At 72.5% G+C, this 21,683-nt stretch carries 15 protein-coding genes and 1 pseudogene; 6 read left to right on the top strand and 10 right to left on the bottom strand.

Translation table 11 applies throughout. The annotated features are described in order from the left end of the window. Positions 1 to 56 precede the first annotated feature (56 nt). The 3 genes from ACIRHA_RS12630 to ACIRHA_RS12620 form a co-directional block, all read right to left on the bottom strand. Positions 57 to 335, bottom strand: coding sequence for an SHOCT domain-containing protein (locus ACIRHA_RS12630; RefSeq protein ID WP_403843651.1), 279 nt, complete (start codon positions 333 to 335; stop codon positions 57 to 59). Positions 336 to 362: 27 nt separating this feature from the next. Further along, positions 363 to 803, bottom strand: coding sequence for a DUF6325 family protein (locus ACIRHA_RS12625; RefSeq protein WP_403843649.1), 441 nt, complete (start codon positions 801 to 803; stop codon positions 363 to 365). Positions 804 to 940: 137 nt separating this feature from the next. Then, positions 941 to 2,860 (bottom strand): NAD-binding protein, encoded by a 1,920-nt coding sequence (locus ACIRHA_RS12620; RefSeq protein WP_403844474.1) that lies wholly within the window; start codon positions 2,858 to 2,860, stop codon positions 941 to 943. A gap of 378 nt (positions 2,861 to 3,238) precedes the next feature. On the opposite strand from ACIRHA_RS12620, the gene rsgA reads away from it, so the two are divergent. The 3 genes from rsgA (at position 3,239) to ACIRHA_RS12605 (ending at position 6,367) form a co-directional block, all read left to right on the top strand. Beyond that, positions 3,239 to 4,363, top strand: coding sequence for a ribosome small subunit-dependent GTPase A (gene rsgA, locus ACIRHA_RS12615; protein WP_403843646.1), 1,125 nt, complete (start codon positions 3,239 to 3,241; stop codon positions 4,361 to 4,363). 112 nt (positions 4,364 to 4,475) lie between these two features. Beyond that, positions 4,476 to 5,858 carry an Ada metal-binding domain-containing protein gene (locus ACIRHA_RS12610; protein ID WP_403843644.1) on the top strand — a complete coding sequence of 461 codons (1,383 nt, stop codon included), beginning with the start codon at positions 4,476 to 4,478 and terminating at the stop codon, positions 5,856 to 5,858. Continuing rightward, positions 5,855 to 6,367: a methylated-DNA--[protein]-cysteine S-methyltransferase gene (locus ACIRHA_RS12605; protein WP_403843642.1), complete on the top strand. Its 513-nt coding sequence runs from the start codon at positions 5,855 to 5,857 to the stop codon at positions 6,365 to 6,367. Before ACIRHA_RS12610 ends, ACIRHA_RS12605 begins: the two co-directional genes overlap by 4 nt. Before the next feature lie 26 nt (positions 6,368 to 6,393). Here the strand turns inward: ACIRHA_RS12605 and ACIRHA_RS12600 are convergent, their stop codons facing one another. The 6 genes and pseudogenes from ACIRHA_RS12600 to ACIRHA_RS12575 form a co-directional block, all read right to left on the bottom strand. After that, on the bottom strand, positions 6,394 to 6,771 hold the full coding sequence (locus ACIRHA_RS12600; RefSeq protein ID WP_403843639.1) for a PPOX class F420-dependent oxidoreductase: 378 nt from the start codon (positions 6,769 to 6,771) through the stop codon (positions 6,394 to 6,396). A gap of 47 nt (positions 6,772 to 6,818) precedes the next feature. After that, on the bottom strand, positions 6,819 to 7,490 hold the full coding sequence (locus ACIRHA_RS12595; RefSeq protein WP_403843637.1) for a 4'-phosphopantetheinyl transferase family protein: 672 nt from the start codon (positions 7,488 to 7,490) through the stop codon (positions 6,819 to 6,821). Between the two features lie 24 nt (positions 7,491 to 7,514). Beyond that, positions 7,515 to 7,640 (bottom strand): annotated as a pseudogene (locus ACIRHA_RS12590) (DNA-binding response regulator); the annotation flags it as partial. Between the two features lie 320 nt (positions 7,641 to 7,960). After that, a complete protein-coding gene (locus ACIRHA_RS12585; protein WP_403843634.1) occupies positions 7,961 to 8,638 on the bottom strand; it encodes a DedA family protein in 678 nt (225 codons plus the stop codon). Positions 8,639 to 8,827: 189 nt separating this feature from the next. Beyond that, positions 8,828 to 9,310, bottom strand: a complete 483-nt coding sequence (locus tag ACIRHA_RS12580) for a DUF456 domain-containing protein (RefSeq protein WP_403843632.1) — start codon at positions 9,308 to 9,310, stop codon at positions 8,828 to 8,830. 169 nt (positions 9,311 to 9,479) lie between these two features. Beyond that, the gene (locus tag ACIRHA_RS12575) at positions 9,480 to 10,460 is read right to left on the bottom strand and encodes a helix-turn-helix transcriptional regulator (RefSeq protein WP_403843629.1); all 981 of its coding nucleotides are present in this window, start codon (positions 10,458 to 10,460) and stop codon (positions 9,480 to 9,482) included. 194 nt (positions 10,461 to 10,654) lie between these two features. Here ACIRHA_RS12575 and ACIRHA_RS12570 point away from each other — a divergent pair, with 194 nt between their 5' ends. The 3 genes from ACIRHA_RS12570 to ACIRHA_RS12560 all read left to right on the top strand — a co-directional run bounded on the left by ACIRHA_RS12570 (position 10,655) and on the right by ACIRHA_RS12560 (position 18,583). Then, positions 10,655 to 14,422: a S8 family peptidase gene (locus ACIRHA_RS12570; protein WP_403843626.1), complete on the top strand. Its 3,768-nt coding sequence runs from the start codon at positions 10,655 to 10,657 to the stop codon at positions 14,420 to 14,422. A gap of 139 nt (positions 14,423 to 14,561) precedes the next feature. Beyond that, entirely contained in the window at positions 14,562 to 16,769 is a 2,208-nt protein-coding gene (locus ACIRHA_RS12565) for a protein phosphatase 2C domain-containing protein (protein ID WP_403843624.1), read from the top strand. A gap of 68 nt (positions 16,770 to 16,837) precedes the next feature. After that, entirely contained in the window at positions 16,838 to 18,583 is a 1,746-nt protein-coding gene (locus ACIRHA_RS12560; RefSeq protein ID WP_403843621.1) for a pyruvate dehydrogenase, read from the top strand. A 28-nt stretch (positions 18,584 to 18,611) separates the two neighbouring features. On the opposite strand, the gene ACIRHA_RS12555 is transcribed toward ACIRHA_RS12560, so the two are convergent. After that, positions 18,612 to 21,674, bottom strand: coding sequence for an alpha-mannosidase (locus tag ACIRHA_RS12555; protein ID WP_403843619.1), 3,063 nt, complete (start codon positions 21,672 to 21,674; stop codon positions 18,612 to 18,614). Between the last annotated feature and the right edge of the window lie 9 nt (positions 21,675 to 21,683).

The following is a 21,683-nucleotide window of genomic DNA, read 5'->3' as shown; positions in this document are numbered from 1 at the left end:
GCAGCGGGGTCCGGGGCGGAGCCCCGTGGCGTAGGGGCGGGGGGCCGCAACGATGCTCAACCGTTGAGGACGCGCGCCTTCTCCGCCGCGAACTCCGCCTCCGTGAGGAGCCCCTGAGCCCGCAACTCGGCAAGCGCCTGAAGCTGCGAAACCCGATCCGTGCCACCGGCAACCGGCGCCGCCTGCTGCACCGGTTGCGCGTCCATCTCACGACGCACGTCACGATCCGCCATCCTGCGGTTCACCCGCCCCGAGACCGCCGAGGCGGTACCGGAGATGACCGCCGTACGGGCGATGGTGCCAAGGAGTCCGGGCCGTCCGAATCGTTGCGGCATGCTGACCTCTCTCGCGTAAGTGTGTCGTCAGGCCGTGGCGAGGGCTTCGATGGCCTCGTCGACGGTCTCCCGCGGGATGCGCTCGAACATCAGCATCTGTCCCCGCGAGTCCCGCACGGCCGCGCCGAACCGCGCCGCCCAGGTGTTCTCCCAGGCCAGGACGAGCGCGGAGGACGACGCCGGAAGGTTGTCGGAGACCGTCTTCAGGTCCTCGTCGCTGAGCAGGTCGAACCGTACGTCGGCCACCTGCTGGAACAGCTCGGTGACCTCGGGGTCGCCGAGCTCGACGACATCGACGGACCCGTCGGCCGCCTTACGGATGAAGCACAGGTCGAGGATCCGTACGGTCCCCTCCTTCTGCAGATTCCGCAGCGCGGGCGCGACATCGCCGCTGAAGTGGTTGCCGTCGAAGGCGAGCACGGCGACGTCCACCGGACCGACGGTGTCGGCGTTGAGGCCACTGGTCACGGGGCGAGCCCCTTCCCTGGATTTCCGTATGGGACATAGATGTACGAAACGTCTGAAACGGATACTAGGGCGAGCGTACTGCGAGAGCGAGCCCGGCGGACCGGGTCGTTCGGCCCTCAAGGAGGCCGAACGACGGTTTATTGCCGCGACGCAACTACGGAGTACGAGGCCTGCGAGGCCAGAAGCTCGGCGAGACCACGGCGAGTGGCGGCGAGAACGACCCGGTCGGTCGGCCGAAGTACGTAGTCGGGGTCCAGCTTCCAGACGAGTCCCGGCTCCCGTTCCTCGCGGTCCTCCTCCGGATCGGCCGAGAGGCTGGGCCGCCGCTCGTCCGGCGCGGTCGTGTCGACGGCGACCACGCGCCAGGCACCGGCCCGGAACGACGCGGCGACCGTACGCCCCTCCAGATGCGGATGGCCCGCCACGTCCAGCGCGGCGAACAGCAGCACGCGGCGCTCGACCGGGATCGCGCCGAGCACCTGCCGGCCCATCATCGCCCCGGCGAAGGCGGGTGCCGCGAGGGTCGTGACGCTGCGGCTGCGGGTGAGGGCGCGCGGGTGGGCGGCGCGCAGCGTGCGGTAGACGGCGGTGGCGAAGGCATCGTCGTACAGGCGCAGGCTCACCTGGAGGTTCGGCTTGACCGAGCGGGCGTAGAGCGCGGCCTCGAGGTTGGTGGTGTCGAGGCTGGTGAGGGCGAGGAAGGCACCCGACCTGGACACCTTGGCGGCCTCCAGGACCCCCTCGTCGCGTACGTCGCCGATGACCGTCGGCACGCGCAGCCTGCGGGCGAGCGGGATGCCGCGGGCCTCCGGGTTCTCCTCCACGCACACGACGGGGACGCCGAGTTCGTGCAGCCGGGCCAGGACGCGGGTGCCGATCTTGCCGAGGCCGAGCAGGACGACGTGCCCGGACAGGCCGCGCGGCGGCCGGCGCAGCGCGGACGCGGTGCGGAAGGTGCCCATCGCCTCCAGGACCGCGGCCAGGAGCACGGGCAGCAGCAGCAACCCGGCGAATCCGGTGAGGAGTTGGATGATCTGCCGGGCCGCCGGCTCTCCGATCGCCGGATCGTCGATGGCGAACAGGTCGAGCATGGTGAGATAGCCGGCCCGCCATGGATTCGACTCGGTCGTCGCCCAGGTGGCGAGCGCGAGACCGAGCACGCAGACCACGAGCACGGCAAGGGACCAGCGCACCCGGCGCGAGAACAGTGAGCCGAGCGGCAGCGCCCGCGCGGCGAGGCGCCGCGGGGGCAGCGCGGGCTCCGACGGGGTGACGGTGTCGAGGACGACGCTGCCGCGCCCGACCGCGGCGGCGACCTCCTGGTCGTCCGGCAGCAGTACCGGCTCCTCCTGGCCCGAGGTGTCCGAACCCTCCGTGTCCGAAGGGTCGTTGTTCGACGACGAGAGGATCGCGAGCGTGCACAGGCCGGGGGTGGCGGGAGGCCGGCCCCGGCCGCGCGGCGCGCGCTCGACCGCGCGCAGCAGCAGCCCGTCGGCCTGCACGACCTTGCCGGTGCCCGCCACGGCGGTCGCGGCGAGCGCGGGCGCGGCCGTGTCGGCGTCGGACAGGATGGTGGTGGACGTGTCGAGGGACTCCGCGGCGAGGTCCGGCTGCGCGAGCACGGCCGCCTGGTCGAGGAGCTGGGCCAGGTGCTGGCCGAGCTTGCGGTCGAAGAGCCGGATGACGAGCCGCAGGCGGGGATTGAGGCGGCGGGCAGCGAGCGCGGCGCGGATATTGGTCTCGTCGTCGTCGTGCACCAGGGCCAGCGCGTCCGCCCGCGCCACCCCCGCCTCCGTCAACGTGTCCTCGCTGAGCACCGCGGCCTCGATGACGCGTGGCGCCTGGCCGGCGAGCGAGTCGTCGTCCGACGGCGAGAGCCGGCCCATCGCGGCCTGCACCCGGCTCAGCAGCGCGGCGGCCCGGATCCGGCCGCCGCCCTGCGCGGGTTCGCCCGCGGTGCGCGTCGACGGTACGACGATGGTGACCTGGGTGCGGTACAGCTCACGCAGTTCGGTGCCGAGCCGCTCGGCCAACGCGTCGTCGCCGCACACGACCATGTGTCGCGGCAGGGGCGTCTGTTGGGTCTGCTCGGAATCTTCGGACTGCTGGGGCTGGTGGGGAAGTGACACCGTGTCATGGTGCGTGTTCGTGATGTGCGACGTCCACCGACACCGGGGCCGACCACGTGAAAAACCGGTGGCGGGTGCATGGGGGCTGTGGTTATCGTCGTCGGTGTCGGGGTGGCCGCTGCCACCGTGGAATGTGCGCCGAGTGCGTGATCGAGGAGGTGTCGACCGATGGCTGTCGTTGAGATGGGCGCTGCCCGCATCCGGAAGTTCATCAAGTCCACCTCCGTGGCCACCGGCTGACCTGACTCTGTTCTCCGCATTTCTCCGCGGTTCCTGTGCCGGGGCCACCCTTTGAAGGGTCACCCCTTGTCTTCCTCTTCTTCTGGTTCCAGTTCTGGTTCCGGGGCCACCACCACCTCCGCTCTCGACGCGTACGGCTGGGACGCCGACTGGGCGGACGCGTTCGCCTCCTTCGCCGACCGCGGCCTCGTGCCCGGCCGGGTGCTGCGTGTCGACCGCGGGCGGTGCGACCTCGTCACACCGGAAGGGGTCGTGCACGCCGACACCGAGTACGTCGTGCCCCGCGACCCCATGAAGGTCATCTGCACCGGCGACTGGGCCGCCGTCGACCCGGCCGGCGCCGACCCCCGCTACGTACAGGCGTATCTGCCACGCCGGACCGCCTTCGTGCGCTCCACGTCCTCCAAGCGGTCCGAAGGGCAGATCCTCGCCGCGAACGTGGACCACGCGATCATCGCGGTCTCCCTCGCGGCCGAGCTCGACCTCGGGCGGATCGAACGGTTCCTCGCCCTGGCCTGGGAATCGGGCGCACAACCCCTGGTCGTCCTCACCAAGGCCGACCTCGTGCCGGACCCGATCGGCCTGTCGTATCTCGTCTCCGACGTCGAGACGGCCGCGCCCGGCGTGCAGGTGCTGCCCGTCAGCGCGCTCGACGGGGACGGTACGGAGGTGCTGCGGGCGGTCGTCGCCGATGGCACGTCCGTGCTGCTCGGCCAGTCGGGCGCCGGGAAGTCGACGCTGGCCAACGCGCTGATGGGCGCGGATGTGATGGACGTACAGACCGTCCGTGACATGGACGGCAAGGGGCGTCACACCACGACCACCCGCAACCTGTTCGCCCTGCCGGGCGGCGGCGTGCTCATCGATACGCCGGGGCTGCGCGGGGTCGGCCTGTACGACGCCGAGGGAGGCGTCGGGCAGGTCTTCGCGGAGATCGCGGCGCTGGCGGAGGACTGCCGCTTCCACGACTGCGCGCACACGGTCGAGCCGGGGTGTGCGGTGCTGGCGGCGCTGGAGGACGGGTCGTTGCACGAGCGGCGTCTGGACAGCTACCGCAAGCTCTTGCGCGAGAATCAGCGGCTTGCCGCTCGGACCGATGCGAGGCTGCGGGCCGATATGCGGAAGGTGTGGAAGCAGAGGGGGGCCGAGGGGCGCGCCGCGATGGAGGCGAAACGGGGGCGTGTCCGGTAGCCAAATCAAGCCCCTGCGGCGATTGAGCAGCGGGGTCCGGGGCGGAGCCCCGGGGTGCCGCGTCCGAATCCCGCCAGCCGGGGGGTCTCGGGCGCGGCACACTTAAGGTGTGATGACCGACGAAGACACGCGCTACGAAGCCGTCCGCAGCCGCGACGCGCGGTTCGACGGGGAGTTCTTCTTCGCCGTCGAGACCACCGGGATCTACTGCCGGCCGAGCTGCCCCGCGGTCACCCCGAAGCGGCACAACGTCCGCTACTACGCCACGGCCGCCGCGGCGCAGGGCTCGGGCTTCCGGGCCTGCCGCCGCTGCCGCCCCGACGCGGTGCCGGGCTCGGCCGACTGGAACGTGCGCGCCGACGTCGTGGGCCGCGCGATGCGGCTCATCGGCGACGGCATCGTCGACCGCGAGGGCGTCGGAGGGCTCGCCACCCGGCTCGGCTACAGCGCCCGCCAGGTGCAGCGCCAGCTCACCGCCGAGCTGGGCGCGGGCCCGGTCGCCCTCGCCCGCGCCCAGCGCGCCCACACCGCGCGCGTCCTGCTCCAGACGACCCCGCTGCCGGTCACCGAGATCGCGTTCGCGGCGGGGTTCGCGAGTGTCCGGCAGTTCAACGACACGATCCGCGAGGTGTACGCCCGGACCCCCACGCAGCTGCGCGCCGAGGCGCCCGACAAGCGCCGCGCCGTCGCTCCCGCCGCCGGGATCCCGCTGCGCCTCGCCCACCGCGGCTCCTACCAGGCCGGTCCCGTCTTCGACCTGCTCGCTTCCGAACTCCTCGACGGAGTCGAGGAGTTGACCGGGCGGCCCGGTGCGCGAACCTTCCGGCGCGCGCTGCGGCTTCCGTACGGCACCGGTGTCGTACGCGTCGACGAGACCACGCACGACCAGCCCGGCGCGCAGGCCGAGCACCGGGGCGGCTGGCTGGACGCGCGCCTCCAACTGACCGATCTGCGCGATCTGACCACCGCCGTCGGCCGCCTGCGCCGCCTCTTCGACCTCGACGCCGACCCGTACGCGATCGACGAGCGGCTCGCCCTCGACCCACGGCTCGCACCGCTGGTCGCCGCCCGGCCGGGACTGCGCTCGCCCGGCGCCGCCGACCCCGACGAACTGGCGCTGCGCCTGGTCGCGGGGCCCGCGGAGGCCGTGCGGCTCGTCGAGCGGTACGGCAAGCGGCTCGACGCGCCCAGTGGCACCGTCGACCGGCTGTTCCCCTCGCCGGGGGAGCTGGCCGACGAGCCAGGCACGCTTGGCGCGCTCGCCCGCGCCCTGCACACCGGAGCGCTCCGCCTCGGCCCGGGCGCCGACCGGGACGACGCCGAAGCGGCGCTGCGCGCGCTGCCCGGCATGCCCCCACGCACCGCCGCCCTGATCCGCCTGCGGGCCCTGGGCGACCCGGACGTGGGCGTGCCCGACGACTCCATGACCGATGACGCGTGGCGCCCCTGGCGCTCGTACGCGCGCCAACACCTCATCGTAGAAGGACAGTTGTGAACAGGACCGAGAACATCTCCGGTGGCGACACCGTGTACTACGCCACCGTAACCAGCCCCCTCGGTGAACTGCTGCTCACCGCGGACTCCTCTGGCGCCCTCACCTCGCTCTCCGTCCCCGGGCAGAAGGGTGGCCGGGTCGTCGGGGAGGGGTGGGTGCGCGATCCCGCGCGGTTCACCGAGGCCGAGCGGCAGCTCGCCGCGTACTTCGCGGGTGAACTCAAGCAATTCGAGTTGGAGTTGAAGCCGGAGGGCACCGAGTTCCGGCGGCGGGTCTGGGACGCGCTCGACGACGTACCGTACGGGGCCACCACCACGTACGGAGAAGTGGCCGCCCGCATCGGCGCCTCGCGCGCCGCCGTCCGGGCCGTCGGCGGCGCGATCGGCGCCAACCCGCTGCTGATCGTGCGCCCCTGCCACCGGGTGATCGGAGCGAGCGGCGCACTGACCGGTTACGCGGGCGGCCTGGAGCGCAAGGTCGAGCTGCTGACGCTGGAGGGCTGCCTCTGAACGGCGGGCGCGGGCGCGTGAGGGCCTCAGCCTGCCTCCTCCTCCAGCCCCCAGCTGTGCACCTTCCGTGGGTGGATCCGGATGACCTCATCGCTCATGTGGGGCCCCAACTCATGGGGTCCCACGAGGAGTTCGGCCTCGCCGCGGATGTCCACGCCGCGCACCCGCCACGGTGTGACGCTCGCGATGTCATCGACCACGAGCGACACGTTCGGGTTGGCCTCCAGGTTGCGCCACTTCTTGGTCGTGCCCATCGAGTAGCCGCCGATCAGGATCGTCCCGTCGTCCTGCGGGAAGAAACCGACGGGATTGGCTTGCGGCCGCCCCTGTGGATCGACCGTGGCCATCCGGCCCAGGCGCTGGGACTTCAGGTAGGCGCGTTCGGCATCGCTGAATTCCGTCATGGGGACAGCCAAACACTCCCGTGCACCGCGCACATCGGGAAGTCGGCCTAGGTCCCCGGACCCAGCGCGACAGCCGCCGTGTACCCCTCCGGCATCGGCACGTCCCGCAGTGACCAGCCGTCCGGTGCGCCGGGGGAGTCGGCCAGGGCGCCGACGTAGTCGCGGTCGGTGCCGCGGGACAGACCCGTGCCGAGGCCCTTCAGGTAGGCCTCCTTGCGGACCCAGGCGCGGGCCACCGCGAGCCGGCGCTCCTCCGGCCCCGCGAGCGCCGCCAGCTCGGCCCGCTCGCGCGGGTGCAGCACCGCCGTGAGCTCCTCGGCGACCTCGGCCGAAGGCAGCTCCTCCACATCGGCGCCGACCGGCGCGGGCGCCAGCGCCACCAGGGCGAGATCCCCGCTGTGCGAGAGGGAGAAGTGCGGGCCGGGGGTGTCCGCGAGGGCGGGGCGGCCGTGCGGGCCGCCGCAGCCGGGGCAGGCGAGACGCGTGAACCGTACGTCGCTGGGGGCACGGCCGAGCCGCTCGCCCAGGATGCCGCGGAGCGCGAGATGCGCGGCGATGTAGCGCACCCGATGCCGCTCGAACCGAAAGGCCGCGGCCCGCCGCGCCTCCTCGGCGTCGAGGACGCCGACGCCGTCCCCGGGTGGAGCGCTCCCCGGGGCTGTCGTGACGAGCCACAACCGGGTCGACCCGGAAGCGGGCAACTCCCGTACGTTGTCCACGCGTCAGGCCTCCAGGTGGCGCAGGACCACGGCGTCGGGCAGCGCGGCGGCGTCCCCGAGCGCGGCGACGACCTCGCGCCCCTCCTCCGCGAGTAGCCGCACCAGGCCCTCGCGCGACAGGGGCGAGTCCTCGGCGATGATCAGGCGCACGGCGGCTCCGCGGTCACGATGGTGGGTCCCCCGGAAGGGCTGTCGACGCGCAGTCGGCCGTCGAGAGCTTCGACGCGTCCGCGCAGGCCGCTGAGACCGGCACCGGCCGGATCGGCGGCGCCGGTCGAGGGCGGTGATCCGGCGGGCGCCGGCCGTCGGCGCGGCCTGTGCCCGGGGGCGGCTTCGCGGCAGGAGAAGGAAGGGGCCGAGCGCGGCTCCGGCGACGGCGAGGTACAGCAGGCCGGTGATCGCGGTGCCGCACCCGAGGAGTACGCCCGCCCCCCTGCGACCTGCCCGCGTCCACCCCACGGGAGCCGAGCCTACCGGGGGGCCTTCTGCCGACGCTCCCGGTCCCGGTGGCGGCCCCGGCCGCGCAGCCGCACGACCAGGTACGCCACCAGCGCGACGAGCGCCGCACCGAGCACCACCTTGGAGATCACGCCGACGTACGTCTCCACCAGGTCCCACTGATCGCCCAGCCAGTAGCCGGCGAGGATCAGCACCGAGTTCCAGACCAGCGAGCCGACCGCCGTCAGCGACAGGAACACCGGCAGGGGCATGCGTTCGACGCCCGCCGGGATCGAGATCAGACTGCGGAAGATCGGGACCATCCGGCCCAGCAGCACCGCCTTCGTGCCGTGCCTCTGGAACCACGCCTCCGTCTTCTCCAGGTCGGACACCTTCACCAGCGGAATCCGGCCCCACAGCGCGTACATCCGCTCACGGCCGATGACCCGGCCGATCCAGTAGAGGACCGCCGCCCCGACGACGGAGCCGAGTGTCGTCCAGAACAGGGCCGAGGAGAGGGATATCGCGCCCTGGCCCGCGGCGAAGCCGGTCAGCGGCAGGATGACCTCGCTGGGCAGCGGCGGGAAGAGGTTCTCCAGGGCGATCGCGAGCCCTGCTCCGGGGCCGCCGAGCACATCGACGAGATGGGCCGCCCAGCCCGCGATGCCGGTGGTCGGCTCCGCGGTGGCCGCCGAGGTCACGAGGTGCATACGAGGTCTCCAGGCAGGGGCGTCCCGGCACCGTCGTCGCGGCACCGGAGGTCCGTACGTCCGAGGCTGCTGCCTCGACTCCTGTCCAGGCCAGGAACCGCAGCTCATGGCCACTACGAGAGTAACCGTTTGGCAAAGTGCGGTGATCCACACCCCTGACCCCGTGGTTTACCGCGGGGCCAGGGGTGCTCAGCCCCAGATCACGACGCCCAGCCACGCCCCCACGATCAGCAGGCACGCGAACAGCTCCACCAGCACGTTCGAGCCGCCCGCTCGCATGGCGATGCGGGTCGACGCCAGTGCGTCTCCGTGGGTTCCGAGCCGCAGTCGTTCCGATACGTAGATCCCGCCCATGAACCCCGGCACCGCCCCGACCACCGGCACCACGCAGAATCCGATCACCGCGCCCGCGCCCGCCCAGAACTCCAGGCGGCGGGTCGCGCCCGCCTGCCGGAGGCGGCGCGGTGGCAGCTGCCAGCGCAGTACCTGGGAGGCCAGCAGGACGACGCTGGCCCCGACGAGGACACCCCAGGCCAGCCCGTTCGGGTCCCGCAGCGCCCAGACGGCGACCGCGGCCCACACGAGCCAGGATCCGGGTACGCCCGGCACCAGCACCCCGCACAGGCCCAGCACCATCACGGCGCCGACCAGGAGGAGTTCCCACGCTCCCATGTGCACAGGGTCCCCCAGGCGCGGCGAAAGCGCAGGTCAAAAGAGTCTCAATGAGAACTTATCGAGCCAACCGGTCCCGGAAGGGCTCATCGAGCCAACCGGTCCCGGAAGGGCTCATCGAGCCAACCGTCCCGGGAGGGCTCATCGGGCCAGCCGGCTCCGGGAGGCCTCAGCGGGCCACCCAGCCCCGGTCGTACGCATGCCACCCGAGCTGCAGCCGCGTGGTCACGCCCGCCAGCTCCATCAGCCGTTTCACCCGACGCTGCACCGTCCTCAGCCCCAGGTCCAGCTGTTTGGCGACGCTCGCGTCGGTCAGACCGGCGAGCAGCAGCGAGAGGATCTCCAGGTCCAGGCCGTCGGGGCCCTCCGTGCGGGCCTCCTCCACCTCGCCCGCCGCCCCGAGCCGTAGCGGCAGCGCCTGCCGCCACACCGCCTCGAAGAGTCCGTTCAGCGTTTCGAGCAGGCCACTCGCGTGCACCACGAGCGCGGCGGGCTCGGCGGCGTGCCGGGTCAGCGGCACCATGGCGAGCGTCCGGTCGGCGATCACCAGCTTCGTCGGCACCCGGTCCACGACCCGTACCTGCTCGTCCCGGCCGATCGCCGCCGACAGCTCGGTCAGGCCGGACGGCATGGAGAGCACCTCGCGTTCGAGGACGACGCGGTAGCCGACGCCCCGGCTGACGGCCTGCTCCTCCGCGTCGTTCTCCGTGGCGGGCACCGCGATCGGGCTGCCGGTGACGAGCGCGCACACCTCCTCGGTCGCACCGAGCTGGATCTGCAAAAACCGCTGGGCCGCGGCCGCCGCCCCGGTCACCACCTCGACCAGATCGTGCGCGGCGGGCTCGGTGGCCTGTGCCCGGAACTCCGCGGCGAGCCGGGCCGCCGCCAGCTCCGCCTCGTCCAGCTCGTGCCGCCGCTGGGTGAGCAGCGCGCCGAGCGCGACCCCGGGCGGCGCCGCGACCCAGCGCCCGGGGCGCGCCGAGGACTGGGCGGCGAGGCCGTGCTGCTCAAGGCGGCGCAGCGCGTGCTCGGTCTCGTGCTCGGCGCGGGTGAGGCGCCGTGCCAGGTCGGGGACGTCGGCCGCGCCCACCGCGACGAGCGCCCGGTAGGCCGCCTCGTGCCCCTCGTCCAGACCTATCGCGTGCAGCATGCGGCGATCCCCTCCCCAGTGAACCGTTCCAACACCCCCCCCCCGTGGCGGGAAACAGCCACGGCACATTCCCGCCGCTCCCATCATCCCTGCACCGGCCGTCACTCTGCCAATGTGGCGCCACCGCAGCACCAACACCCGCCGGGAATATGGCCTTTGGCCCGTATTCACCCGCGCTTCTACTGGGGAGAGCGATGCGCCCGATATCGCGTGCGGCCCTGGGCACGGCGACCGCCGTCGTCCTGGGTATCACGGTGGCCGTCCCGTCCGGGGCCCTGGAGGGGAGGGCCCCGGACGGCGGCGGCCGGCCGCTCGTCGGCAGCTCCACCGCCGCTGCCAAGAGCCCCGCGGCCACGGTCACGCTGGTCACCGGCGACCGCGTCGTCGTCACCACCGACGCCAAGGGACGCGCCACGGCGGCGGCCCTGCCCGCCGCCGACGGCGACACCCCGCTGCTCCAGACCAGGCAGTCGGGCAAGGACCTGTACGTCTACCCGGACAGCGCCGCGAAGGCGCTCGCCGCGGGCCGCGTCGACGAGGAACTCTTCAACGTCACCGGCCTGATCCGGCAGGGCTACGACGACCAGCACAGCGCGACGCTGCCGCTCATCGCGACCTACGACAAGTCCGTCGACGTGGCCCGCGGCGCGCCCGCCGCACCGCGCGGCGCGCAGCGTGGCCTCGTCCTCGACCCGGTCGACGGCGTCGCGTTGAAGGCCGACAAGAAGAAGGCCGCCGACTTCTGGTCCGACGTCTCAAGTCCCCGCTCCCGTACGGCCGGTGACCTGAAGAAGCTCTGGCTCGACGCCAAGGTGAAGTCGCTGCTCGCCGACTCCACGAAGCAGGTGCACGCCGACGAGGCGTGGGCCGCGGGTTACGACGGCAAGGGCACCAAGGTCGCCGTCCTCGACACCGGCGTCGACACCGAACACCCCGACCTCAAGGGCCGCGTCGCCGAGTCGGAGAACTTCACCGACTCCGCCGACGCGGACGACCACCAGGGCCACGGCACGCACACCACGTCCACGGTCGGCGGCTCCGGCGCGGCGAGCGGCGGCAAGGAGAAGGGCGTCGCTCCGGGCGCCGCCCTGCTGAACGGAAAGGTCCTCAACGACAGTGGTTCCGGGGCCACTTCGTGGATCATCGCCGGCATGCAGTGGGCCGTCGACCAGAAGGCCGACGTGGTGTCCATGTCGCTGGGCAACCCCGACGAACTGGACTGCTCCGACCCCATGTCGCAGGCCACGCAGGAACTCGCACGGTCCTCGAAGGACACGCTCTTCGTCATCGCGGCGGGCAACTCGGGGCCGACCCTCAACACGGTCTCCTCGCCGGGCTGCGTGCCCGAGGTGCTCACCGTCGGCGCCGTCGACAGCGACGACGGGACCGCGAGCTTCTCCAGCCGCAGCCCCGTGCGGCGCACGCACACCCTCAAGCCGGAGATCGCCGCGCCCGGTGTCGCCATCAAGGCCGCCGCGGCGGGCGGCCGGGGCGTCTACGCGTACCAGTCCATGAGCGGTACGTCGATGGCGACGCCGCACGTCGCGGGCGCCGCGGCCCTCGTCAAGCAGCGCCACCCCGACTGGAGCGCGCAGCAGATCAAGCGGGCGCTCGTCGCCTCCGCCGACGCCGACATCCCCGGCGACGTACGGGAGACCGGCGGCGGCCGGCTCGACGCGAAGGCCGCCGTCGACCAGAAGGTGCTCGGCGCGGGCGCCGTGCAGAGCGGTACCTTCAACTGGCCGCAGGACAGCAGCGACCGCACCACCGTGCAGGTGCCCTACACCAACACCACTGACAAACCAGTGAAGTTGAGCCTCTCCGTCGACGGTGTCACCGGCAACGACGGCTCCGCCGTGAAGTCCACGGTCGGCCGGCTCGGCGCACGCACGGTCACCGTTCCGGCGGGCGGCACCGCTCAGGTCCCGCTGGCCGTCGACCCGACCGCACACCTCACGAAGGCCCAGTACGGCGACGTCACCGGCCGCGTCCTCGCCACCGGGCCGGGCGGCGCGCACCTCAGCACCCCGTTCTCGCTGTACGTCCAGCCGGAGACGGTCACCCTGCGCGTCAAGGTCGTCGACCGCCGAGGGAATCCGGCGACCGCCGGTTCCTCGCTCGACCTCATCGGCACCGACGACGCGTCCGGTGAGCGGCGCGTCAACGACGGCGCCACCGACCAGACGTACCGGGTCAGACCCGGTGCGTACGCCCTGTCGGCATTCGTCGCGACGCCGGAGACCGAGGGCACGCTCGTCAACTCCGCGACGTTCATGGGGCGTCCGCAGCTGAACCTCACCAAGGACACCACCGTCGTCCTCGACGCCCGTAAGGCGCACAAGTTGAGCGTGCGGACGGACCGGGAGAGCGAGGTGCGCGGCGCCACCCTCGGCTTCGCGCGCACCTTCGGCGAGGACAACTGGCTGCACGCGGCGAGCATCCAGGGCTCACGCACCGTGCGCGGGTACTACGCCGATGTCCGGGGCGAGGTCCGCGACGGAGACTTCGAGTTCGACAGCTTCTGGCGCGCGGCCGCCCCGCAGATCGGCGAGTTCGGCGTGGTCGACGGGCCCGCGCTGCACCCGGTGACCGGCTCCACGAACTCCTCGAACCTCGACGGCACGGGCACGTCCGAGATCGTGTCGGCGGGGACTGGGGCCGCGGGCGAACTGGCGGCGGCCGAGGGCAAGTTGGCGTTGGTGAAGCTGCCCGAGGGCGGATCCGCGAACACGGTCGCGCAGGCTGCGGTCGAGGCGGGCGTCAAGGGGGTCGTCCTGTACCGGGAGGCCGCGGGCCGCTGGTACCCGACCGCCGGTTTCGTCGGCGGATCCGTCCCGATGCTCGCCCTTGAGACGGCGGAGGGCACGGCGCTCGCCGGGCGGATCGCGGCCGGCGCGACGACGCTTCGCTGGAAGGCGACGGCCAGGAGCCCGTACGTCTACACGCTCGCGTTCCCCGAGAGTGGGCAGATCCGCGACGACCATACCTACCGGGTGTCGGACCGGGAACTCGCCGCGAACAAGGCCACGTACAAGGCGATGGGCACGGCCACGGACTACATCGACCTGCCGTCGGTGGCCAGGCCCAGCGGCCTGACCACCTCCTTCGGTGACATCGAGCTGGTCGCCGCTCCGTCCACCCGCACCGAGCTGTACTCGCCCGGTGCCACCGGGTACGGGCACCAGGTGTCCAGCAGCTTCCCGTGGGGCGAGTTCATGATCGACCCGGTGCGGACGTACGAGAAGGGCGAGCAGCGCGCCGAGGAGTGGTACGGCGGTGCGATGGCGCCCACCACGCCGCTCGACGCCTCCGGCGAGCAGGTGCTCGCCGCGGAACGCCAGGGCGATCTGATCGGCGTCGCGCCCGGATTCTGGGGCGACGGTGAACACCAGGGTGTCCAGGGCTCGTTCGGCGACATCGGCGGCGTCGAGCTGAAGCGGAACGGTGAGACCGTCGGCTCCAGCGGCTGGCCGTTCGGCGTCTTCACGGTCCCGGCCGAGGACGCGGCGTACGACCTGACCCTGCACACGCGGAAGCTGAACGGGGGCAAGGTCTGGCTCCGCTCGACCGAGACCACGACGACGTGGTCGTTCCGCTCGCACCGGGAGGAGGACACCTACTCGCAGGGCATCCCGCTGCTCTTCCCGCGGATGACGTTCCCCGAGGACGGCATGAAGACGCTCGCGGCGCGGGACGGTCAGCGGATCGCCCTGACGGCGACGGGGCACGCGGGCTACGAGCCGGGCACCCTGACGAAGGCCGCGCTCTCGTACTCCTACGATGGCGGGGAGACCTGGACCGAGGCGAAGACCTCGAAGCGGGACGGGCGGTGGACCGCGACGGTCGACCACGCGGGGGCCTCCGGCGAACAGGTCACCCTCAAGGCCCAACTGACCGACTCGAACGGCAACTCGGTCACGCAAACGGTGACCAGAGCGTACGACGTGCGCGAGGCGCGTTAGCGACTCCGTTCGCACGCTCACCCGATCCGGTCCGCCGGGCGGTCCTCCCGTGGGGGGTGGGGCCGTCCGGCGGGCCCATTTCGGTGGGCTTTTCCCGATGCCCCGTTTTCGTACGGCCCGTGCCGTGGACAATGAGGGCATGAGCCAGCAGGGGGAGAGGCCCACCGGTCACCCGGCCCAAGGGGACGACTGGTGGGGGAAGTTGTACGACGACGAGGTCGCCGCCGGGGACACCGGTCCCGCCCCGACCCCGGACACCCTGGACGACCGCTTCACGTCAGCCAAAGCACTCGCACCTCCACACCCACCGACAGCCCCGGGCGCGGGCGCCGTCGGCTCCGCCCCGGGGGGCCTTGGTGCGGACCTGGGTGCCCTTGGTGCCGACCCCGGCGCCCCTGGCGCTGAGCCGGGCGGCTCCGGCCCGGACTCGGGGGAACTTAGCGCCGGCCCGGGTAGCCCTGGTACCGCCCCGGGTGCCCCTGGCGCTGAGCCGGGCAGCCCCGAGTCCGGTGGTCCTGGCCCCGCCCCGGGTGCCCCTGGCGCTGAGCCGGGCAGTTCCGGTCCCGGCCTCGCGGCCCCTGGCCCCGAGCTCGGCCCCCGGCCCTTGCCGGGGGACGCCTCCCTGCCGGGGCCCCGGCGCGTCGACGATCCCCCGGCCCCGCCTCCGCCGGAGACCGGCCACACCGTGTACCCGGAGACGGGGCGCGTCTGGGATGCCGGGGGCCCGCCACAGTCGCCCCCAGCGCCCCGGCGCCCACTGGACCCCCCGCCTCCGCGGGAGGAATCCGGCACCCCGCGGGAGGCGCCCCCGCATCTGCCTGTGCCCCCGGCCCCCGCGCCTCTGCCGCCGGCCCCGTCGGCGGACGCCGCGTCGCCGTGGCCGGAGGGCTTCCCGCCCCCGCCGGAGGGTTCCCGGTTTCCGCGGGAGGCACCCCCGGAACCGCCGGAGGCACCCCGGCGGGCGCCCGTTCCGGCCCAGCCTGAAGCGCCTCCCGCCCCGCCGGGGGCGCCCCGCGTAGAAGCCGCACCGGCTCTACCGGACACACCCCCGTTGCCGCCCGGGGCCGTCCCGTCACCGCAGCGGCCCGAAGCCGCGTCCCCGCCGCTTGAGGCTGTCCAGTACCCGCCGGATGCGCCCCCGTTGCCGCCCGAAGCCGCGCCTCCGCCGGGCGGGCCTTCGTTGCCGCCCGAAGCAGCCTCCCCGCCGGGCGGGATCCCGGCGGCGCCCGGCACCGTTCCGTCCCCGGCTGACGCACCCTCCCCGCCGTCCGGCACCGTCCCGTCCCCGGCGGACGCACCCTCCCCGCCGTCCGGCACCGTCCCGTCCCCGGCGGACGTGACCAGGGTCGGGTACGTAGGGGATGGGCCGCCCACCTATGAGGCGGAGCCCACCGCGTTGCCGTTGGCGGATCCGGAGGAGCTTGAGGGGCTGGTCGCGGATACCGTGCTCGACGGTGCGCGGTGTGGAGTGTCGACCTTGCGGGCCGTGTCCGTGCGGGGGGACTCCGCGCGGTACCGGGGAGAGCCGCGGCGCGACAGTCTGCTCACCGCGCGGTTCGGGAGCGGGGCGAGCGCGCTGATTCTCGTCGCCATGGCCACCGGCGCCCGCGCCACACCCGGCGCGCACCGGGCCGCCGCCGAGGTCTGCGAGTGGATCGGCCGGGCGGTGGGGCTCAGCCACGCGCGGCTCGCGGAGGACGTCAGGGCCGGCCGGCGCGGCGACCTGAAGTCCGGGCTGCACCGGCTCACCGACCGCAGCCTCGGCAGACTCCGGGCCGGCGCCACCGAACAGGGCCTCGACCCGGAGGAGTACGCCGCCACGCTGCGCTGCCTGCTGCTGCCCGCCGACCCGGCATGCCGCACCCGCGTGTTCTTCGGCGCCGGCGGAGGCGGACTCTTCCGGCTCAGGGACGGCGAGTGGCGGGACATAGAGCCGAGCGTCCCCGAACAGGCCGGCGCAGCCGTTGTCGGCTTCGGTTCGTCGCCGCCCGCCGAGACCCCGGACGGCGACCGGCTCACGATGGACCTCGACATCACGACGCCCCCGAGCCCCTACGAGCCCGCGGCCCCGTCCTCCCCGGGTTCCCGAACGAGCCCGGACAGCGGAGCCCCCACGCGCGACGCCTTCCGGTTCCGCGCCTCCGTCGCCCGACCGGGGGACACACTGCTGCTGTGCTCGCCGGGCCTCGCCGAACCCCTCCGCGGCGAGCCGGACCTCGCCCACCACCTGGCGAACAGGTGGGCGGACGCCGATCCGCCGGGCCTCGCCGCGTTCCTCGCGGACACCCAGGTCCGGGTGAAGGGATACGCCGACGACAGAACCGCCGCGGCCGTTTGGGAGGCGTGAGCGCGCCCCGTATGAATTCATGGAACCCGGAAGCAGTGGAAACCGGGTTCCGAAAGGGCGCGTGAGTCATGGCCAAGCAGAACGTCGCCGAGCAGTTCGTCGACATCCTCGTCCGCGCGGGCGTCGAGCGCATGTACGGAGTCGTGGGCGACAGCCTCAACCCGGTCGTCGACGCGATCCGGCGCAACGACGCGATCGACTGGGTTCACGTGCGGCACGAGGAGACCGCCGCCTTCGCGGCCGGCGCGGAAGCGCAGATCACCGGAAAGCTGACCGCGTGCGCCGGTTCCTGCGGGCCCGGCAATCTGCACCTCATCAACGGGCTCTACGACGCCCACCGCTCAATGGCCCCGGTACTCGCCCTCGCCTCGCACATCCCCTCCAGCGAGATCGGCCTCGGCTTCTTCCAGGAGACCCATCCCGACCGGCTGTTCTCCGAGTGCTCGCACTACAGCGAGATGATCTCCAGCCCGAAGCAGATGCCGCGCGTCCTGCAGACCGCGATCCAGAACGCGGTCGGCCAGTCCGGCGTCAGCGTCGTGACGCTCCCCGGCGACGTCGCCGACGAAGCCGCCCCCGAGACGTCCATCGAGACCGCGATCGTCACTTCCCGGCCCAGCATCCGCCCCGGCGACGCCGAGATCGAGAAGCTCGTGGAGCTGATCGACGAGGCCGGCAAGGTCACGCTGTTCTGCGGCAGCGGCACCGCGGGCGCGCACGCCGAGGTCATGGAGTTCGCCGAGAAGATCAAATCGCCGGTCGGCCACGCGCTGCGCGGCAAGGAGTGGATTCAGTACGACAACCCCTACGACGTGGGGATGAGCGGGCTGCTCGGATACGGCGCCGCCTACGAGGCCACCCACGAGTGCGACCTCCTGATCCTGCTCGGCACCGACTTTCCGTACAACGCGTTCCTGCCGCAGAAGGACGTCAAGATCGTCCAGGTCGACGTGCGGCCCGAGCACCTGGGCAGGCGCTCGAAGCTGGACCTCGCGGTCTGGGGCGACGTACGCGAGACGCTGCGCTGCCTCACGCCGCGCGTGAAGCCGAAGTCGAACCGCAAGTTCCTCGACCGGATGCTGAAGAAGCACGCCGACGCGCTCGAAGGTGTCGTGAAGGCGTACACGCGCAAGGTCGAGAAGCACACCCCGATCCACCCCGAGTACGTCGCCTCCGTCGTCGACGAACTCGCCGCCGAGGACGCCGTGTTCACGGTCGACACCGGCATGTGCAACGTCTGGGCGGCCCGCTACATCTCACCCAACGGGCGGCGCCGTGTCATCGGTTCGTTCTCCCACGGTTCGATGGCGAACGCGCTGCCGATGGCGATCGGCGCCCAGTTCACCGACCGGAACCGGCAGGTCGTCTCGATGTCGGGCGACGGCGGCTTCTCGATGCTGATGGGCGACTTCCTCACCCTTGTCCAGTACGACCTGCCGGTGAAGGTCGTCCTCTTCAACAACTCCTCCCTGGGAATGGTCGAGTTGGAGATGCTGGTCGCAGGGCTCCCCTCGTACGGGACGACCAACAAGAACCCCGACTTCGCCGCGATCGCCCGCGCCGCCGGTGCCTACGGCGTCCGCGTCGAGAAGCCGAAGCAGCTCGCGGGCGCGCTCAAGGACGCCTTCAGTCACAAGGGGCCCGCGCTCGTCGACGTCGTCACCGACCCCAACGCCCTGTCCATCCCGCCGAAGATCAGCGCCGAGATGGTCACGGGCTTCGCCCTCTCCGCCTCGAAGATCGTGCTCGACGGCGGAGTGGGCCGGATGGTGCAGATGGCCCGCTCCAACCTGCGCAACATGCCGCGTCCGTAGGGCAGCCTGTCGCCCGGATCGGGTCGGATCACACCGGTCGTAGTCGCAGCGTCAGGATCTGGAACGGGCGCAGGGACAGGGCGAGACCGGCGTCCGAGGTGCCGGCCGCGCGCAGCGGCCGCTCCAGGAGGTCCGTCTCGTCGGCGCCCGCCACCGGGAACGCCGTCGTGAGCGTCGCGTCCGCGCGCCCGCCCCGCGACTCGTAGAGCCGCACCACGACATCCCCGCTCCGGTCCTCCGCGAGCTTCACGGACTCCACCGTCACCGCCGGGTTGTCGACCGTGACCAGCGGTGTCACGGCGGGGGCGGGCGCGACCCGCAGCGGCAGGTTGAGGGCGAGTCCTTCCGCCACCGCGTCGCCGGTCGTGGCGCCCGGCAGCAGCGCGTACGTGAAGCGGTGCGTGCCCAGGTCCGTCTCCGGGTCGGGGGAGTGCGGGGCGCGCAGGAGCGTGAGGCGGACCGTGGTGCCGAGACCCTCGTCGTGCGCGGCGCGGGTCACGTCGTGGCCGTACGTGGAGTCGTTGACGAGCGCGACCCCGTAGCCCTCCTCCGCGACGCGCAGCCAGCGGTGCGCGCAGATCTCGTAACGGGCCGCGTCCCAGCCGGTGTTGGCGTGCGTGGGCCGGTTGACGTGGCCGAACTGGATCTCGGCGGAGGACCGCTCCGCGTGCACGTCCAGCGGGAACGCCGCCTTGAGTACCTTCTCCGACTCCTGCCAGTCGATGTCCGTGACCACGTCGAGGCGCCGGCTGCCCGCCGCGAGCCGGTACTCCTGCGTGATCCGGGACGCCCCGAAGGAGCGGGTGACGCGCACGGAGACCCGCAGCGGCCCCTCCTCGACCAGCTCCACGTGCTCGGCCTCCGTGAGGTCGGTGCGGGTGTGCCGGTAGTGGGCGTCCAGGTCCCAGGCGTCGTACTGGGTGGGGTGGTCGGGGTGCAGCTGGAGGAGGTTTCCGCGACTGCCGGGGGTGAGCGTCTCGCGTCCGCCGCTGCCCAAGTCCCGTACGGAGGTGAGGAGTCCGTCGCTGTCGATCGTGACGGTGAGGTGTTCGTTGGCGAGGACGATCGAACCGGTCTCCCGCGTCGCCGCCGCGTGCGCGCCGGGACCGCGCGTCCGCCCGGCGGCTTCGGCGAGGGAGCGGGAGCCGAGCCCGTCGACGTTCACATGGATCAACTCGCCGTTGTGGGCGACGATTTCGCTGCGCGGGTACGGGGAGGCGTTGAGTGCGGACGGCTCGGTGCCGCCGAGGTGGCGTACGGCATCGGCGGTGATCCCGGCCAGCTCCGTGAGCACCTGGGCGTAGGTCTCCCGTGCCTCCCGGTGGACCCAGGCGATCGACGAGCCGGGCAGGATGTCGTGGAACTGGTGCAGCAGCACCGTCTTCCAGATCCGGTCGAGGTCGTCATAGGGGTACGCGTACGAAGCGTCGTGCAGAGCGGCCGCCGTGCACCACAACTCGGCTTCGCGCAGGGCGTGTTCGGAGCGGCGGTTGCCCTGCTTCGTCTTCGCCTGCGTGGTGTACGTGGCGCGGTGCATCTCCAGGTACAGCTCGCCGGACCACACCGGGGCCTTGGCCCCGTACTCCTCGTGGGCCGCCTCGAAGAACGCCGAGGGCCTCTCGATGTCGACGCGCGGCGAGCCCTCCAGGTCGCGCAGCCGGCGCGCCTTCTCCAGCATTTCGCGGGTCGGACCGCCCCCGCCGTCGCCCCAGCCGAACGGGACGAGGGAGCGGGACGCGCCGCCCTTCTCCGCGAAGTTCCGCTCCGCGCGCGCCAGTTCGCTCGCGTGGAACTGCGCGTTGTAGGTATCCACGGGCGGGAAGTGGGTGAACACGCGCGTGCCGTCGATGCCCTCCCACCAGAACGTGTGGTGCGGCATCTTGTTCGTCTGGTTCCAGCTCAGCTTCTGCGTCAGGAACCACTTGGCGCCCGCGAGCTTCGCCAACTGCGGGAAGGCGGCGGTGTATCCGAAGGAGTCCGGCAGCCAAATCTCCTCCGTCTCCACGCCCAGCTCGTCCTGGAAGAACCGCTTGCCGTGCACCAGTTGGCGCGCGAGGGCCTCGCCGCCCGGCATGTTGGCGTCCGACTCCACCCACATCGAGCCGACCGGCGACCAGTTCCCGTCCGCGACCGCCTTCTTGATGCGCTCCCAGATGTGCGGCTGGTGCTCCTTCACCCACGCGTACTGCTGTGCTTGCGAGCAGGCGAAGACCAGCTCGGGATAGTCGCGGGCCAGCGCCGTCACGTTCGCGAACGTGCGGGAGGCCTTGCGGACCGTCTCGCGCAGCGGCCACAGCCACGCCGAGTCGATGTGCGCGTGCCCGGCCGCCGAGACCCGGTGCGCGCTCGCGTGCGCGGGCCGGGACAGCACCTCGGCCAGCTCGGCGCGGGCCGCAGACGCCGTGCCGGAGACGTCGTGCAGATCGAGGGCGTCCAGCATCCGCTCCAGGGCGCGCAGGATGTCGTGGCGCCTGGCCCGGTCGGCGTCCAGCTCGTGCATCAGCTCCGAGAGCACCTCGATGTCCAGTACGAGGTGCCAGACCTCTTCATCGAGTACGGCCAGATCGGCAGAGCGGAATCGGTAGTTGGGGCGATCCCCTGCGGTCAGTACGTCGCCGAGGAGGGTGGGTTCGAAGTCCCTCAGGACCGTCGGATTGGCCGCGGCTTCGAGCAGCAGGCTCACCGGCTCCCCGCCGCTCGCGCGCGCCGCGATCGTCAGATGCCGGTTGCGCGGGTGGATGCCCTTGAGGGGTACGCCCGACGCGTCGTACAGCAACCCCTCCGCCTGGAAGCCGGGCCCCTGCCCGGAGAAACCGGGGTCGACGACCGCCTCGACGTGCCGCCCCTCCCACTCCTCGGGCACCCGCCCCTCCAGGCGGAACCAACTGGTCGACCACGGCTTTCCCCAGGCGGTGCCGGTCTCGAAGGGCTCGTACGTGCCTTCAAGAGCCTCGGCCACCGGGACCGGTTCCCCCGGCGCGTGCCAGACGCTCATGCTCAGCGGTACCCGCGCCGCGTACTGCGCGGGCCGCACGAACTGGCGCATCGCCCGGTCGAGTCGGCCTTCCACGAGGTGTCGGTCGTCGTGCACGGCGGCTCC

The sequence above is a fragment of the Streptomyces sp. NPDC102360 genome (assembly GCF_044766085.1).
In the GTDB taxonomy this organism is placed as follows: Bacteria; Actinomycetota; Actinomycetes; order Streptomycetales; family Streptomycetaceae; genus Streptomyces.
This window is presented reverse-complemented; position numbering and strand designations above follow the sequence as displayed.

Coding starts and splice junctions, on each gene's coding strand:
- ACIRHA_RS12630 (WP_403843651.1), bottom strand. CDS start 335: ATGCCGCAACGATTCGGACGGCCCGGACTCCTTGGCACCATCGCCCGT.
- ACIRHA_RS12620 (WP_403844474.1), bottom strand. CDS start 2,860: ATGGTCGTGTGCGGCGACGACGCGTTGGCCGAGCGGCTCGGCACCGAA.
- ACIRHA_RS12610 (WP_403843644.1), top strand. CDS start 4,476: ATGACCGACGAAGACACGCGCTACGAAGCCGTCCGCAGCCGCGACGCG.
- ACIRHA_RS12600 (WP_403843639.1), bottom strand. CDS start 6,771: ATGACGGAATTCAGCGATGCCGAACGCGCCTACCTGAAGTCCCAGCGC.
- ACIRHA_RS12585 (WP_403843634.1), bottom strand. CDS start 8,638: ATGCACCTCGTGACCTCGGCGGCCACCGCGGAGCCGACCACCGGCATC.
- ACIRHA_RS12580 (WP_403843632.1), bottom strand. CDS start 9,310: ATGGGAGCGTGGGAACTCCTCCTGGTCGGCGCCGTGATGGTGCTGGGC.
- ACIRHA_RS12575 (WP_403843629.1), bottom strand. CDS start 10,460: ATGCTGCACGCGATAGGTCTGGACGAGGGGCACGAGGCGGCCTACCGG.
- ACIRHA_RS12570 (WP_403843626.1), top strand. CDS start 10,655: ATGCGCCCGATATCGCGTGCGGCCCTGGGCACGGCGACCGCCGTCGTC.
- ACIRHA_RS12565 (WP_403843624.1), top strand. CDS start 14,562: ATGAGCCAGCAGGGGGAGAGGCCCACCGGTCACCCGGCCCAAGGGGAC.
- ACIRHA_RS12560 (WP_403843621.1), top strand. CDS start 16,838: ATGGCCAAGCAGAACGTCGCCGAGCAGTTCGTCGACATCCTCGTCCGC.